Annotated in this window: 11 protein-coding genes and 1 tRNA gene; 6 read left to right on the top strand and 6 right to left on the bottom strand. The window is 75.5% G+C overall.

Annotation, left to right across the window (positions count from 1 at the left end; translation table 11 throughout):
* Nucleotides 1-22 precede the first annotated feature (22 nt).
* The 5 genes from OG823_RS17175 to OG823_RS17155 all read left to right on the top strand — a co-directional run bounded on the left by OG823_RS17175 (nucleotide 23) and on the right by OG823_RS17155 (nucleotide 4,188).
* Nucleotides 23-98: transfer RNA gene (locus tag OG823_RS17175), tRNA-Gly, on the top strand.
* Nucleotides 99-291: 193 nt separating this feature from the next.
* A complete protein-coding gene (locus OG823_RS17170) occupies nucleotides 292-1,371 on the top strand; it encodes an ABC transporter ATP-binding protein (RefSeq protein ID WP_371480451.1) in 1,080 nt (359 codons plus the stop codon).
* Complete coding sequence (locus tag OG823_RS17165) at nucleotides 1,368-2,207, top strand: ABC transporter permease (RefSeq protein WP_371480450.1); 840 nt, start codon at nucleotides 1,368-1,370, stop codon at nucleotides 2,205-2,207. Before OG823_RS17170 ends, OG823_RS17165 begins: the two co-directional genes overlap by 4 nt.
* 50 nt (nucleotides 2,208-2,257) lie before the next feature.
* A complete protein-coding gene (locus OG823_RS17160) occupies nucleotides 2,258-3,571 on the top strand; it encodes a sensor histidine kinase (protein ID WP_371480448.1) in 1,314 nt (437 codons plus the stop codon).
* The gene (locus OG823_RS17155) at nucleotides 3,568-4,188 is read left to right on the top strand and encodes a response regulator (protein WP_371480447.1); all 621 of its coding nucleotides are present in this window, start codon (nucleotides 3,568-3,570) and stop codon (nucleotides 4,186-4,188) included. The genes OG823_RS17160 and OG823_RS17155 overlap by 4 nt, the downstream gene beginning before the upstream one ends.
* 24 nt (nucleotides 4,189-4,212) lie before the next feature.
* Here OG823_RS17155 and OG823_RS17150 read toward each other — a convergent pair whose 3' ends face one another.
* From OG823_RS17150 to purD, 4 genes are all read right to left on the bottom strand, one after another.
* Nucleotides 4,213-5,112, bottom strand: coding sequence for a phosphoribosylaminoimidazolesuccinocarboxamide synthase (locus OG823_RS17150; protein ID WP_371480446.1), 900 nt, complete (start codon nucleotides 5,110-5,112; stop codon nucleotides 4,213-4,215).
* Between the two features lie 113 nt (nucleotides 5,113-5,225).
* On the bottom strand, nucleotides 5,226-6,761 hold the full coding sequence (locus OG823_RS17145) for a N,N-dimethylformamidase beta subunit family domain-containing protein (protein WP_371480445.1): 1,536 nt from the start codon (nucleotides 6,759-6,761) through the stop codon (nucleotides 5,226-5,228).
* 263 nt (nucleotides 6,762-7,024) lie between these two features.
* Nucleotides 7,025-8,743, bottom strand: a complete 1,719-nt coding sequence (locus OG823_RS17140; RefSeq protein ID WP_371480444.1) for a hypothetical protein — start codon at nucleotides 8,741-8,743, stop codon at nucleotides 7,025-7,027.
* A 561-nt stretch (nucleotides 8,744-9,304) separates the two neighbouring features.
* Nucleotides 9,305-10,552: a phosphoribosylamine--glycine ligase gene (gene purD, locus OG823_RS17135; protein WP_371480443.1), complete on the bottom strand. Its 1,248-nt coding sequence runs from the start codon at nucleotides 10,550-10,552 to the stop codon at nucleotides 9,305-9,307.
* 562 nt (nucleotides 10,553-11,114) lie between these two features.
* Between purD and OG823_RS17130 the strand changes: the two genes are divergently transcribed.
* Nucleotides 11,115-11,909 carry an SLATT domain-containing protein gene (locus OG823_RS17130; RefSeq protein WP_371480441.1) on the top strand — a complete coding sequence of 265 codons (795 nt, stop codon included), beginning with the start codon at nucleotides 11,115-11,117 and terminating at the stop codon, nucleotides 11,907-11,909.
* A gap of 121 nt (nucleotides 11,910-12,030) precedes the next feature.
* On the opposite strand, the gene OG823_RS17125 is transcribed toward OG823_RS17130, so the two are convergent.
* Together OG823_RS17125 and OG823_RS17120 are read right to left on the bottom strand one after the other, a co-directional pair.
* Complete coding sequence (locus OG823_RS17125) at nucleotides 12,031-12,678, bottom strand: hypothetical protein (RefSeq protein WP_371480440.1); 648 nt, start codon at nucleotides 12,676-12,678, stop codon at nucleotides 12,031-12,033.
* An 84-nt stretch (nucleotides 12,679-12,762) separates the two neighbouring features.
* Nucleotides 12,763-13,680, bottom strand: a complete 918-nt coding sequence (locus OG823_RS17120) for a GntR family transcriptional regulator (RefSeq protein ID WP_371480439.1) — start codon at nucleotides 13,678-13,680, stop codon at nucleotides 12,763-12,765.
* Between the last annotated feature and the right edge of the window lie 186 nt (nucleotides 13,681-13,866).

The following is a 13,866-nucleotide window of genomic DNA, read 5'->3' as shown; positions in this document are numbered from 1 at the left end:
TGACAATCGAATAGCAGCGCATGCGGACGTGGCTCAGTTGGTAGAGCATCACCTTGCCAAGGTGAGGGTCGCGAGTTCGAATCTCGTCGTCCGCTCCATGCACGAAGGGCTCCCTCGACGAGGGAGCCCTTCGGCGTTCCCCCCTTTCGCGCGCCGGCTCCCTCCTCGCTCCGGTCCGCTCCCTCCCCGGGCCCACCCATGACACTTGTCATCGCCGGCCCGTGGATCCGCACCGGTCTTCGGTGAGTGCCCGCACTGTCCGGGCGGCCCGGATCACGGAAGGCTCGGAGTATGGAAACCAGCCCGCCCGGGACGCCCGGGGACCACGTGATCGAGGTGTCCGGCCTGCACCGGCGCTACGGCCCGGCCGGCGGCGCCGGCTTCGACGCCGTCCGGGGTGTCGACCTCACCGTCCGCCGCGGCGAGCTGTTCGCGCTGCTGGGCACCAACGGGGCCGGCAAGACCTCCACCATGGAGCTGATCGAGGGCCTGGCCGTCCCGGCCGCCGGGCGGGTCCGGGTGCTCGGGTACGACCCCGGCCGCGAGCGGGCCGCGCTCCGCCCCCGGATCGGGATCATGCTCCAGGAGGGCGGCTTCCCCGGCGATCTCACCGTCGCCGAGACCGGCCACGGCTGGGCCGCACTGACCAGCGGGGCGCGGCCCGGTGCCGGCGGCCGGACCGCGGACGAGGCGCTGGAGCTGGTGGGGCTGGCCGGCCGGCGCGGGGTGCGGGTCAAGCAGCTGTCCGGCGGCGAGCGGCGCCGGCTGGACCTCGCGGTGGCCCTGCTCGGCCGCCCCGAGGTGCTCTTCCTGGACGAGCCGAGCACCGGCCTGGACCCGCAGGCCCGGGCGGCGACCTGGCGGCTGGTCCGCGAGCTGCGGGCCGCCGGCACCACGGTGCTGCTGACCACGCACTACCTGGAGGAGGCCGAGGAACTGGCCGACCGGCTGGCGATCATGCACCGCGGCCGGATCGTCACCACCGGCACCGTCGCCGAGGTGATCGCCGGCCGCCCCTCCCGGATCTCCTTCGAGCTCCCCGAACGGGAGGGCGGGTTGGCGACGCTCACGGTGCCGCAGCCGGCCGACTCCGAGGTCCGCGTCGAGGGCCGGCGGATCACCGTACGGACCACCCGGCTCCAGGCCGCACTGACCGATCTGCTCCTCTGGGCCGCCCACCACGAGATCACGCTCGGCGGCCTCGACGCCCGCAGCGCCTCCCTGGAGGAGGCCTTCCTCGCCATCGCGGCCGAGGCGGGCGAGGACGAGGAGCCCTCCTCGCCGGCCGACCCCGCCGGTCCGGGCGCCACCGACCCCACCGGATCCGCCCGCCGCGGCCCGCTCCGCAAGCTGATCGGAAGTGCCCGATGACCGCCGCCGCCGGCCCCACTCGCCCCGCCGGAGCCACCGTCACCACCACCGCGGCCGGCCGCGTGCTGGCCCTCGGCCGGACCGAGACCACCCTGCTGCTGCGCAACCGCTCGGCGGTGTTCATCGCCCTCGCCCTGCCGCTGCTGATGGTCGGCGCGCTGCGCGGGGCGCTGCAGGCCGCCGCCGAACGCGTCCCCGGGCTCGACCTGGACGCCGCCCTGGTCATGGGGGTGATCGGCTTCGTGCTGATGTTCGTCCTCTACTACAACCTGACCAGCGCCTACGTCGCCCGCCGCAACGAACTGGTGCTCAAACGGCTGCGCACCGGTGAGGCCACGGATCTGGAGATCCTGGCCGGCACCGCCGCCCCCTCGGTCGCGCTCGCACTGCTGATGACGGCGCTGGTGGTGGGCGCCGGAGCGGTCCTGCTGCACCTGCCGGCTCCCGTCAACCCGGTGCTGATGCTCGCCGGCCTGGCCTCCGCGCTCGTGCTGCTGATCGCGCTCGCCGCGCTCTCCAGCGCCTTCACCAGGACCGTCGAGACCTCGGGGATCACCACCCTGCCGGTGCTGCTGCTGACCCAGGTCGGCTCCGGCCTGCTCATCCCCCTCGCGGCGATGCCCGACCGGCTCGCCGATCTCTGCCGGCTGCTGCCCACCACCCCGGCGTTCGAGCTGATCCGCCTCGGCTGGTTCGGCACCGACGGCCGGGCCGCCGCGACGGACTTCGCCGGCAGCTGGAGCGCGGCCCTGCCGCACCTCCTGGTGGGCGCCCTGTGGACCGCCGCCGCCGTGTCCGCCGCCCGCCGCCGCTTCCGCTGGGAGCCCCGGCGCTGACGGCTGGCCCGCCGCGCTCCCCCGCTGATAGGAAGGCCGAGGGCACGGTCATGACTGCGAGGGGAGCACGGGACGTGGACGTCATGGCGCCGGTACGCCGGTGGAGGGCCTTCGGCAAGCCGCACCGCAGCGAGCTGTACCTGCGCTGGTCGCTCTACCTGATGTCCCTCCTCCAGCCCTTCGCCGTCCTGCTCGCCCTGGCCGGCACGGCGGGCCACGGGCCGTCCGGCGCGGTCGCGGTCGCGCTGTTCCTGCTGAACTGCGTCGTGACCGGGCTGTCGGTCCGGAGCCACCGCGCCGCCCTGGACCGCTACCTCGGACGTCCCTGCGCCGTCGACCGCCGGCTCGCCGTCACCGGCGCCGCCGCCCTGATCGCCGGCTGGGCCTCCGTTCTGACCTGCGCGTACGTCGGGGGGATCGCGGCCGGGGAGCGGGGGCCCCTCGGCGCCACGCTGGCCGGCAGCCTGCTCGTGCTCTGGTTCGGGCCGCTGAGCGTGGCGCGTCCCGTGCGTACCGCCGTCCGGCAGGCCCTGGCCGGGCTCGCCCTGCTCGCCCTCCCGCTGCTGGTGGCCGGCACCGGCCCGGGCACCACCGCCGGAGTGGTCGTCGGCCTCGCCGTCGCCCTGCCGCTGCTCGGGGCGAGCTGCCGCAGCTTCGCCTGGCTGCTCTCGGTGGTCTGGGAGCTGGACGCCGCCCGCGAGACCCAGTCCCGGCTGGCGGTGGCCGAGGAGCGGCTGCGGTTCTCCCGTGACCTGCACGACGTGATGGGCCGCAACCTCACCACCATCGCGCTGAAGAGCGAGCTGGCCGTCCAGCTCGCCCGGCGGGGCCGCCCCGAGGCCGCCGACCAGATGACCGAGGTCCAGCGGATCGCCCAGGAGTCCCACCGCGAGGTCCGCGACCTGGTCCGCGGCTACCGCACCGCCGATCTGAAGGCCGAGGTGATCGGCGCCCGCGCGGTGCTGCGGGCGGCCGGCGTGGAGTGCCGGATCGACCTCGGCGAGGATGCGGCCGCCGCTCTCCCCGGGCCCGTGCAGGCGGTGCTCGGCTGGGTCCTGCGGGAGGCCACCACCAACGTGCTGCGGCACAGCGAGGCCGGGCACTGCTCGGTCCGGCTGCGGGTCGCGGCCGGCAGAGCCGTGCTGGAGCTGGAGAACGACGGCGTCCCCGCCCCGGGCGCCCTCCCCGCGCAGAGCACCGGCACCGGCCTGTACGGGCTGCGCGAGCGACTCGCCGCCCACGGCGGTGAACTCGACCTGCCGCCCGCGGCCCCCGGCGGCTTCCGGCTGCGCGCGAGCGTCCCGCTCACCGCCGGCCCGGCCGGCGCCACCGACCCGAGCCCTCTGGAGAACACGCCCCGATGACCGGTCCCAGCCCCATCCGCGTCCTGCTGGCCGACGACGAGCACCTGATCCGGGGCGCGCTGGCCGCGCTGCTCGCCCTGGAGGACGACCTCGTGGTGGTCGCCGAGGCCGCCTCCGGCCCGGAGGCGCTGGCGATGGCCCGGGCGCACCGGCCCGACGTGGCCGTCCTGGACCTCCAGATGCCCGGGCTGGACGGTATCGAGGTCGCCACCGAGCTGCGCCGGCTGCTGCCGGAGTGCCGAACCATGATCGTCACCGGTCACGGCAGGCCCGGCTACCTCAAGCGGGCCCTGGAGGTCGGCGTCCGGGGCTTCCTGTCGAAGACCGTCTCGGCCGCCGACCTGGCGGGCCTGATCCGGACCGTCCGGGCCGGCGGCCGCTACGTCGACCCCGAGCTGGCGGCCGACGCGATCGCGGCCGGGGAGAGCCCGCTGACGCCCCGCGAGACGGACGTGCTGGAGCTGGCCGCGGACGGCACCTCGATCGCCGGGATCGCGGAGCGCGCGGCACTCTCCCAGGGCACCGTCCGCAACTACCTCTCGGCCGCGGCCACCAAGCTCGGCGCGGAGAACCGCCACGCGGCGGTGCGGATCGCCCGCGAGCACGGCTGGATCTGACCGGCCGGCCGCGGGCCCGGCCGCCTAGGACCAGTCGAGACCGGTCAGCCGCTCGTACGCCTCGATGTACCGGCCCCGGACCCGGTCGACGACCTCGGCGGGCAGCGCCGGCGGCGGGAGTTCCCCGTGACGGTCCCAGCCGGAGGCCGGGGAGGTCAGCCAGTCGCGGATGATCTGCTTGTCGAAGGACGGCTGCGCGCGGCCCGGCTCCCACGCGTCGGCCGGCCAGAAGCGGGAGGAGTCCGGGGTCAGCACCTCGTCGCCGATCACCAGCTCGCCGTCGGCCAGGCCGAACTCGAACTTCGTGTCCGCGAGGATGATGCCGCGTGCACGGGCGATGTCCCGGGCCCGGGAGTAGACGTCCAGCGTGGTCCGGCGCAGCTGCGACGCCAGCTCGGCGCCGACCCGGCGGGCGGTCTCCTCGTAGGGGACGTTCTCGTCGTGCTCGCCGACCTCGGCCTTGAGCGCGGGGGTGTAGATCGGGGCGGGCAGCTCGGAGCCGTCCTCCAGGCCCTCGGGGAGCGCGATGCCGCAGACCGTCCGGTCGGCGCGGTACTCCAGCAGGCCGGAGCCGGTCAGGTAGCCGCGCGCCACGCACTCGATCGGGGCCATCTCCAGGCTGCGGCAGATCATCGTGCGGCCGGCCCAGTCGGCCGGGGCACCGGCCGGGACCTCGGTGGAGATCACGTGGTTGGGGACGATGTCGGCGATCCGCTCGAACCACCACATCGAGAGCTGGGTGAGGATCCGGCCCTTGTCGGGGATCTCGTTGGGGAGCACCCAGTCGTAGGCCGACGTCCGGTCGCTGGCGACCATCACCAGGTCGCCGTTCTCGGCGCGGTAGAGATCACGCACCTTGCCGGTGTGCAGGTGGATCAGGCCGGGCACCTGGACGGGCTCGGGCTTGGTGACAAATCCGCTCACGGTCGTCTCAGTCCTCAAGGGTGGTTCGCGGTAACGCGGGCACGAAAGGGCAGGTCGGTGAGGCCGAGTCTTTCACGCGACCCGTTGTGCGTTCACCCGAGGGGACCGGCCCCTCAGCCCTCCTTGCACAGACGATCCAACAGATTTGCGGTCGCGCGCTGCACCCGCTCGTCGGTGTGGCCGGGCCGGTCCAGGGCCGGCGACCAGGCGAACGTTCCGGCGGCGAACACGTACGCGCCGCTCGGCGCCCGGTAGAGCGAGGTCTCCTGGTGGCGCACCCGTCCGGCCGAGTCCCGGTACGGCGAGTGGGCGAGCAGCACCCGCTCGGTGTGCTCGGGGAGCGCGACCTTCGGGAAGTAGCGGTCCGCCTCCCCGGCCACCAGGCCGGGCAGCTCGTCCCCCTCGCGCAGACCGGTGCCGTCCCAGAGCCAGTGCGCGGTGTTGCGGGCGACCAGCGGGACGGGCGCGGCGACCCGGCCGGCGTACTGGATGCCCAGCAGGTGCTGCTCCGGCTCGGCCGCGTCCCGCCACAGCGCGCTCTGGCTGCCGGGGACGCCGACCGCCGCGCTGCCCGCCGGGACCTTCTGCCGCTTGCGGCAGTTGAGCAGCCGGTGGGGCTCGCCGGAGGCCGCGGCCGAGAGCTCGACCCGCCAGTACATGGTGTTGGCCGAGAGGAAGACCAGCGAGGTGCCGCCGTCCCTGGCCCGCTCGGCCGCCCGGCGCATCGGCTCGGACCAGTACTCGTCGTGCCCGGGGAAGATCAGGGCGCGGTGCCGGGCCGGGTCGACCAGGCCGGCGTGCAGGTCGGTGGCGGTGGCGTAGGCGAGGTCGTAGCCGTAGCGCTCGGCCCAGCGGACGAAGTCGTAGGCGTGGCCGACGTGCAGCGGCAGGCCCGCCCCGGCGTGCGGGCGGTCGAAGGAGACGGTGACGGCCGCCTCCTGCTCCCCGAGCAGCCGACCGCCCTCGTCCCAGGCGTGGTAGAGGCTGGCGCCCGCCCGGCCGTCCTCCGGGAAGAGGTTGTAGGCCTGCCAGGTCACGTCCGGAAGCACCAGCAGCAGGTCGGCGGTGTGCACCGGGTCGAAGTCGCGCACGGTGAACGGGATGTGACTGCGGTGCAGGTTGTCACTGGTGGTGAGGACCGCGACGTACGCACCCGGCCGCCAGTGCACGGGGACCTGCAACCGCCAGGACTGCCACCAGTGGTGGCAGGAGACCGTACGGCCGGCCACCAGCGGCGCGGGCTGCGCGAGACCGGGGATCAGCGGGCTGGAGGTCATGTGGTGGGCGCCGTCGCCCGCGTAGTGGCCGATCCGGTAGACGTCGACGGTGAACTCGCGCGGCGGGTGGACGGTGACCCGGAAGTCCACCGACCCGCCCGGGCGGACCACTCCGGCCGAGGCGAAGCCCTTGATCTGCTGGACGACGTCATCGGCGTTGGCCGGGCCGCCGACCACCGCCCCGGGACGCGGGCCGGTGAGCTGCCGCTGGCCCGGCGCGTCCAGCGAGACGTACCAGGGCACCGCTCCCCCGGTGCCCGCCACGTACTGGTCGGGGCTGCGCAGCCAGGGCAGCGGACCCTGGCCGAAGGGGTCGCCGACGCCGTGCGCATGCGTCCCGGACTCCCAGCGACGGTTGACCTCGGTCCCCACGCGCCCCTCCCACAGGTGCACCTCCACCGCCGGGCATGTGCCAAACGGATGTGCGTGCGGTCCAGCACACCACAGAGTGCTGGCGCTGCGTAGCCCCACCGTAGCAACTAGTGGCGGTCAATCCCCCGGACGAGCCCGCGCGGGCCGCTGTCCTGCGGGAACCGCGAATCACCGGGGGCGCGAAGCCCGCCGCCGTGCGCCGTCGCGCGTCGCGCCGGTCGGGACGCCGGACGGGCTTCCGCGGCTGGCCTCCCGACCGGCGGTCAGAGCCGGACGGGCTTCTCCAGCCGCACGCCCACCGCGTCCAGCCAGGCCCGCAGCGGGCCGTCCCGGCCCTGCTCGACGGCCTGGGCCACCGGCTCGGCGAGATCGGTGCGGCGCACCCCGCCGATGAGCAGCACCGGGCCGTCCAGCCAGTCCAGGCCCGGGGTGGCGCCGGCGGTGTCCACCGCGGCGCAGCACACCATCGCGGTGACGTGGTCGACCAGCAGGTCACGCCCGCTGCGGACGGGCTCCAGCGGGGACTGCGGCAGGCCCGCCCTGGCCAGCTGCGCGGCCAGGGCGGCGGCCAGCGGTTCGCCGTCGCCGTCCGACAGGCGGGCGAGCAGCCGGGTGAGGGTGGGCGCGCCCGGACGGGACAGCGGCGCCAGGCGGTCCAGCGCGGCCTGCAGGGCCACCGCCCGGGCCCGCCAGCCGGCGTCGACCACCGCGGCCGGGTAGTCGGCCCAGTCCAGCTCCCGCCACCCGCTCCCGGCGCCCGAGGCGGCCGGTACGGCTGCCGCGGCGGGCAGCGGATCGACGGCGCTCACCGGGCGGGGCGGGCCGTCCTGGTCCCCGGCCGGCCCCGGCGCGGCCGCAGGCCGCCCGAAGAACAACTCGGCCGCCAGCAGCGAGACGGCCGCGTCGACCTCGCCCGGCCGCTCCAGCAGGTCGCAGGCCGGCCGGTCGCCGAGCCGGGTGCCGTACCCGTCGGCGAGCCGGTCCCGCCGGGAGAGCTCGGTGAGGGCGGCGACCACCCCGGCGTTCAGGTGACAGGGGTGCCGGCCGAGCTTCCAGGCCGGCAGGGCCACCCGGGTGAGCAGGCGGTCCCACCCGGCGTACGCGAGGCCGACCTGCTCCTGGGCGGCGATCCGCAGCCCGTAGTCGACGGCTTTGGCCTGCTCGGAGGCCCAGCCGGCGACGGCCCGCTCCAGCTCGGCGGAGTGTTCGCGGCAGGCCGCGAGCAGGCGCCGGGTGATCACGTCGGTCAGCACCTTCACGCCCCGGCGGGACGGCCGGGCCGCACCTGGGGCGGTGGCCGGCCCGGGCCCGACCGCCGGTCCGGCGTCCAGATCGGCGTCCAGGCCGCGGATGAAACGGCGGGCGGCCGCGATGTCCGGATCGGCCGCGGCGGCGGTACCGGCCACCACCGGGGCCAGCAGGGCACGCAGCTCGTCGGCCCGCATCCACCACAGGAACGGCGAGCCGATCACCAGGACGGGCGCCGGGGACTCGCCGTGGCGCCCGGGGCGGGCCAGGGGTTCGCGGGGCTCGCCCGCCTGCGCCCGGCCGCCGCCGGAGCGACCGCGGGGCCGGTGCACGGGCACCTCCTCCAGCCAGCTGTCGCAGTCCGGGGTGAGCGCGATCGCGGACGGCACGGGTGTGTCCAGCCGTTCCGCGAGCTCGGCTATCAGTCGGTACAGCTCGGGGGCGTCGCCCCGGGCCAGCGGGACGGCCGGGGTCTGGGGCGGGGTGGCCGTGCGGTGGGCCCTGGCGACCAGGGCGGCCACCGCGAGGGTGACCGCGGCGACCGCGCAGACCGCCCAGCGGGCGGCGTCCCAGGCCCCGGCGTCGGACGAACCCGGCGCACCGATCCGGCCGGTGACCCGCCCGGCGAGCAGCACCACCGCGACCGCGGCGGGCAGCACGGCCAGGGCCAGGGCCCGGCTCCGGATCCGCAGCACCGCCTGGGCACGGGCCCGAGCGCTCTCGACAGCGGCCATACGGTGCGGCACCCCCTTCGGAGTCCTCGCGCGCCCTGGTCGGGGCACCCGAGCCGACTCGAAAACGATCAGTGTCCGACCGGGAGCGGCGGTGTCCGACCCCGGCTGTGCATCCTGCCCGGTGCTTCCGACAGGTCCGACGCCCGCGTACCGGTGGGTGTTCCGGACCGTCCTGGTCTCCATTCGTCCCAGTGACGGCGCACGCGGGTCGGCGCCGACGTCCGGCTCCGGCGCGTGGCGGGCCCGGACCGGATCGGCACACCGGGCCACGCACTGCCCCCAGCATCCCCCCGCACGGCCCCCGCCACCCGGCGGCGATCACCGGGACACGACTCGTGGCACGGCGATCCAGCGCACCATAAGGCCGACGGACGGATCACGTCAGCCGGACTCCGTTGCTATCACTCGAACTGATGGAATCCTGCCGCCGGCCGGTGCGGCCGCCACGACCGCCCGCCGGGCGGGCGAACGCCGAGGGCGCTGCGTCCATGGGGGTCCCCCGGCCGGAGCCGGGCGGACCACCGGACGCAGCGCCCTCGGGAAGCTGCTCGCGGTGAGCGGTCAGCGCGCCGCCTTCAGCGCGATGTCGGTGCGGTGTTGGCCGCCCTTGAGGCGGATCGACGCCAGCGCGTCATAGGCCCGGGTGCGGGCCTCGGCGAGGTCCGCACCGGTCGCGGTGACCGACAGCACCCGGCCGCCGGCGCTGAGCACCTGGCCGCTGCCGTCCGCCCGGGTACCGGCGTGCAGCACGTACGCGGTGCCGTCGGCGGCCTCCGCCTCGGCCAGGCCCTCGATCGGGTCCCCGGTGCGCGGGTCGGCCGGGTAGCCCTCGGAGGCGATGACCACGGTGACGGCGGCGCCGTCGTCCCAGCGCAGCGGCTCCAGCTCACCGAGCGTCCCGTTCGCGGCGGCCAGCAGCACGCCGGCCAGCGGGGTCCTCAGCCGGGCCAGGACGACCTGGGTCTCCGGGTCGCCGAAGCGCGCGTTGAACTCGATCACCCGGGTACCGCGCGAGGTCAGCGCGAGACCGGCGTAGAGCAGGCCGGAGAACGGGGTGCCCCGGCGGCGCAGCTCGTCCACGGTCGGCTGCAGCACGCTCTCCAGGACCTCCGCCACCAGGCCCTCGGGGGCCCAGGGCAGCGGCGAGTACGCGCCCATGCCGCCGGTGTTGGGGCCCTCGTCGCCGTCCAGCGCGCGCTTGAAGTCCTGCGCGGGCACCAGGGGCAGCACGGTGGTGCCGTCGGTGACGGCGAACAGCGAGACCTCCGGGCCGTCGAGGTACTCCTCGATCACCACGCGCTCGCAGGAGGCGGCGTGCGCCAGCGCCTCGGCGCGGTCGGAGGTGACCACCACGCCCTTGCCGGCGGCCAGGCCGTCGTCCTTGACCACGTACGGGGCGCCGAAGGCGTCCAGCGCCTCGGCGGCCTCGGCCGGGGTGGTGCAGACGTAGGACCGGGCGGTGGGCACGTTGGCGCCCGCCATCACGTCCTTCGCGAAGGCCTTGGAGCCCTCCAGCTGGGCGGCCTCTCCGGACGGACCGAAGACGGGAACGCCGATCGCACGCACGGCGTCGGAGACGCCCGCGACGAGCGGGGCCTCCGGGCCGACCACGACCAGGTCGGCGGTCAGCCGCCGGGCGAGCGCGGCGACTGCCGCACCGTCCAGCTGGTCGACCTGGTGGACCGTCGCCACCTGCGTGATCCCGGCGTTACCCGGGGCGCAGTGCAGCTCGGTGACGGCGGGATCTTGGGACAGAGAGCGGCACAGGGCGTGTTCGCGGGCGCCGCCGCCGATGACGAGGACCTTCACGGTTGGCAAGGGTAGTCGGTGGCGCGTTCGGGCCGCTCTCCGGTCTCATCGTTGGCTCCGACGGCACCACCGCGCGGAGGGTCGCCGCCTGGAGGAACCTCCAGGGCCGCCGACGGGGCGTCCGCCGCTCGGGACGGCGGGTCGCACCGGGTGCCCGGGTCAGGACGAGGGGTCACCGGCGACTCGCTCGGAAGGGTGAAATCTCGCCGGCCCCCGCAACCCCCCGACCTCGGCTTCCTGATGTCATTTCCGATAACGATCATTGGAGAAGCGCCCCCACGGTCAGCCATTTGGCGGTAAGAAGTGCTGTTGGAGAACCACGAGCAGGGCGCCGGGTGCGCGAACCTACGGGTGAACCGCACCGCTCCGGGCGCCTCGCACGTCCTGCGCACACGAGAACCTCATACGCCGTCAGGGGATGAACCGTCGGGAGGCCGCATGCCTCCGGGCGGTTCGGACCCACCAGCAGGGCCGGCGCCGGCAGGACCAGCACCAGCCAGACCACCGCGGTCAGCACCGCGGTCAGACCCCAGCAGTCAGCCCGCCACAGGGAGCCCCACAGGTGAGCCAGCCGGAAATGCAGCCCGAGGAGAGTGCCTGGGGCAAGGACGTCGGCGAGGAGGACCCGCCGGCGACGGCCGCGAGCGCCGTCCCGGGCCGTGCCTCCACCCGCCGCCGTACCGATCTGAGCGCCCGCCAGTTCCCCTTGGGCGACTGGGGCGAGCCCGCCGAGCGGCTGGAGGAGCTCTACCGCTGGTCCGAGGAGCGGGCCGTCGAGGCGATCGACTGGTACCGGCGGGACCGGCTCTGGAAGCGGCGCTGGGCGCGACTGCTGCGGTTCGGCGCGGCGAGCTTCGCGGTCGGCGGCGCGACGCTGCCGCTGGTGGCGCTGACCGGGGTCACCGACCGGCTCGCCGGCTGGGGCTACGTGAGCCTGGCGCTCTGCGCCGCCTGCGTCGGCGCCGACCGGGTCTTCGGCCTCACCACCGGCTGGATGCGGGACGTCAGCACCTCGCAGGCCCTGCAGCGCCGGCTGGAGGCCTTCCAGTTCGACTGGGCCTCCGAGTGCGTGCGCGAGGTGCTCGGCCCCACCGAGGGCACGGCCGGCGAGGCGGCCGAGCGCTGTCTCGGCGTGCTGCGGCGGTTCTGCGAGGACGTGTCGGACATGGTCCGCAGCGAGACCTCCGAGTGGATGCTGGAGTTCCGCGCGTCCATGACCCAGCTCCCCACCCAGGGCGCGGGAGCCTGGGGCGGACGGAGCGAATCCGGCAGCGGCGCGCAGGTCCGCGTCCTGCCGCCGCCGGGGACCCGTCCCACCATGCCGCGCCAGCGCCCGCCGGAGGGGCCGCTCCGCTGACGGAACCCCGCACCGGGCCGGTCCCGTCGGTCGGGGCCCGCCTGGACGCGGCCTCCCGGGCGCTTGAAGCTCCGGACTCCTGGGGCTCAGGGCTCAGGGCTCAGGGCTCAGGGCTCAGGGCTCAGGCGAAGACGATCATCGAGCCCTGACTGAGGCTCCGGGTCGCCGCCGCGTACAGACCGGCCCAGGCGTGCCGCTCCCGCGCGAACGGGTGCACGTCGTCCAGCGGCGGTCCGAAGGGCTGCTCCAGCCCGGTGGGCCCGAGCGGTCGGGTCGGGTCGGGCGGGTTCAGCGGGTCGATGCCGAGGACGGGCGCGACCGCCTGCAGTTCGCGCAGCAGTCCGTGGGTGGAGCCCAGCGGTCCGCCGGAGGCCAGCAGCGCCTCGTCCACCAGCGGTGCGGCGAACTCGATCGGCACGTACGCGCCGGCGTGGTCGAAGTGCCAGACCAGGTGGGACTGCTCGGCCGTGCTCTCGAACATCTCCAGCAGCTGCTCGTAGTCACCGCCGAGCGCGTCCACCGGGGTGATCGCGAAGCCGGTGAGCCCGAGCAGGTAGGCCCGGCGCAGGAAGTGCAGCGAGTCGTAGTCGAAAGCGGCTATCGGCTCGACGGCCCCGCTGAGCCCCGGGACGTACTGGTACACGGGGACCTCGGGCAGCCCGTGGGCGGCCAGGGCGGTGTTGTAGACCACGAGGTCGTCCCGGAACGGGTTCTCGGGGCTGTGGCTCAGGACGTCCACGAGCGGGACGAGCCAGAGGTCGCAGGCCATGAGCCGGCTCATCCTCTCGGAGCGGTGTCGTCGGCCACGGGGGCGACGGGCGGACGGGTGCGGTCGGTTCGGCGACCGCCCACCCTACCGGCCCGGGGTGCGGTGCGGATCCGGCTCCGCCGGGGGCAGCGTGTGCCCGAGCCTGCCGTACGGCACCGACCGGGGCTGCGGCACCAGGCCGAGCCCGACATCGCACGGCAGGCCCGCCGCGAGGCCGGCTCCGGCGTCCCCGGGGGGCTCTGCCGTCGGGTCGGCCTGCGGCCGCGGCTCGACCGGGTCGGCCGGCAGGCCCGACACGGCCACCGTTGCCGGATCGTGTCCGGTGAGCGTGGCCATCAGGCGCAGGGTGGCCGCGTTGTACTCGCCGACGGCGCGGCGCGCGCCGGTCACGTCCCCGGCCTCGACCGCGTCGACGAACCCGGCGTGCCCGTCCCAGCAGACCCCCGCCGGCTCCGGCAGGGCGCGCAGGTAGGGAGCGGCGAACATCCAGGACTGCACCCGCAGCCAGTCCAGGTAGTCGGCGATCCGGCGGTTGCCCAACAGCGTGCCCGCCTCCTGCCAGAACCGGCGGTCGCACCCCACCATCACGTCCAGCTGCCCGGCCCGGGCGGACCGCGCCGCGGCGTCCGCCCGCCGGCGCAGCGAGGGCAGCCGGCTCCCGTCGGGCGGAGCGGCCCAGCCGGACATCCGCCGGATCGCACCGTCGGTGAGCAGCGTGCGGGTCTCGAAGATCTCCAGGAAGTCGTCCCAGCCGAACTCCGGGACGGTGAAGCCGCGGTGGTGCTCGGCCCGGAGCAGGCCCTGGGCCGCGAGGTCCACCAGGGCCTCCCGGGCCGGGGTCGCGGACACCCCGTACAGCTCGGCGATCTCCCGCACGGTGAAGTTCCGGCCGGCGGCCAGCCGGCCGGCCATCATCTCCTCCCGGAGGGCGCCGGCGATCTGCTCGCGCAGGCTGTTGCGCCGGATCGCGGACCGGCGGTCGTCCGCGCCTGTGTCCGGCATGGATACGACCTCCTCCCGGGCGGATGGAACACGACGGCCGCTCATCCTCTCAAACCCGGCCTGTTCGCGTACACGCGCGCCGCGCACGACGTTCCCGGACGCCGCGCCCGGGCCCGGACGGCCGACCGGCGGGCCCGGACGGCGTAGCGGGGCCGATGCCACCGGTCCGGGGACACCGGACCGGCG

The organism is Kitasatospora sp. NBC_00315, from assembly GCF_041435095.1.
GTDB lineage: Bacteria > Actinomycetota > Actinomycetes > Streptomycetales > Streptomycetaceae > Kitasatospora.
The sequence above is the reverse complement of the archived record's forward strand: the minus strand, read 5'-3'. Positions and strand labels throughout refer to the sequence as shown.

What these genes read in the sequence shown, in the direction of transcription:
- OG823_RS17125 (WP_371480440.1), bottom strand. Translation starts at nt 12,678, where the DNA reads ATGGCCTGCGACCTCTGGCTCGTCCCGCTCGTGGACGTCCTGAGCCAC.
- OG823_RS17160 (WP_371480448.1), top strand. Translation starts at nt 2,258, where the DNA reads ATGACTGCGAGGGGAGCACGGGACGTGGACGTCATGGCGCCGGTACGC.
- OG823_RS17120 (WP_371480439.1), bottom strand. Translation starts at nt 13,680, where the DNA reads ATGCCGGACACAGGCGCGGACGACCGCCGGTCCGCGATCCGGCGCAAC.
- OG823_RS17140 (WP_371480444.1), bottom strand. Translation starts at nt 8,743, where the DNA reads ATGGCCGCTGTCGAGAGCGCTCGGGCCCGTGCCCAGGCGGTGCTGCGG.
- OG823_RS17155 (WP_371480447.1), top strand. Translation starts at nt 3,568, where the DNA reads ATGACCGGTCCCAGCCCCATCCGCGTCCTGCTGGCCGACGACGAGCAC.
- OG823_RS17170 (WP_371480451.1), top strand. Translation starts at nt 292, where the DNA reads ATGGAAACCAGCCCGCCCGGGACGCCCGGGGACCACGTGATCGAGGTG.
- OG823_RS17165 (WP_371480450.1), top strand. Translation starts at nt 1,368, where the DNA reads ATGACCGCCGCCGCCGGCCCCACTCGCCCCGCCGGAGCCACCGTCACC.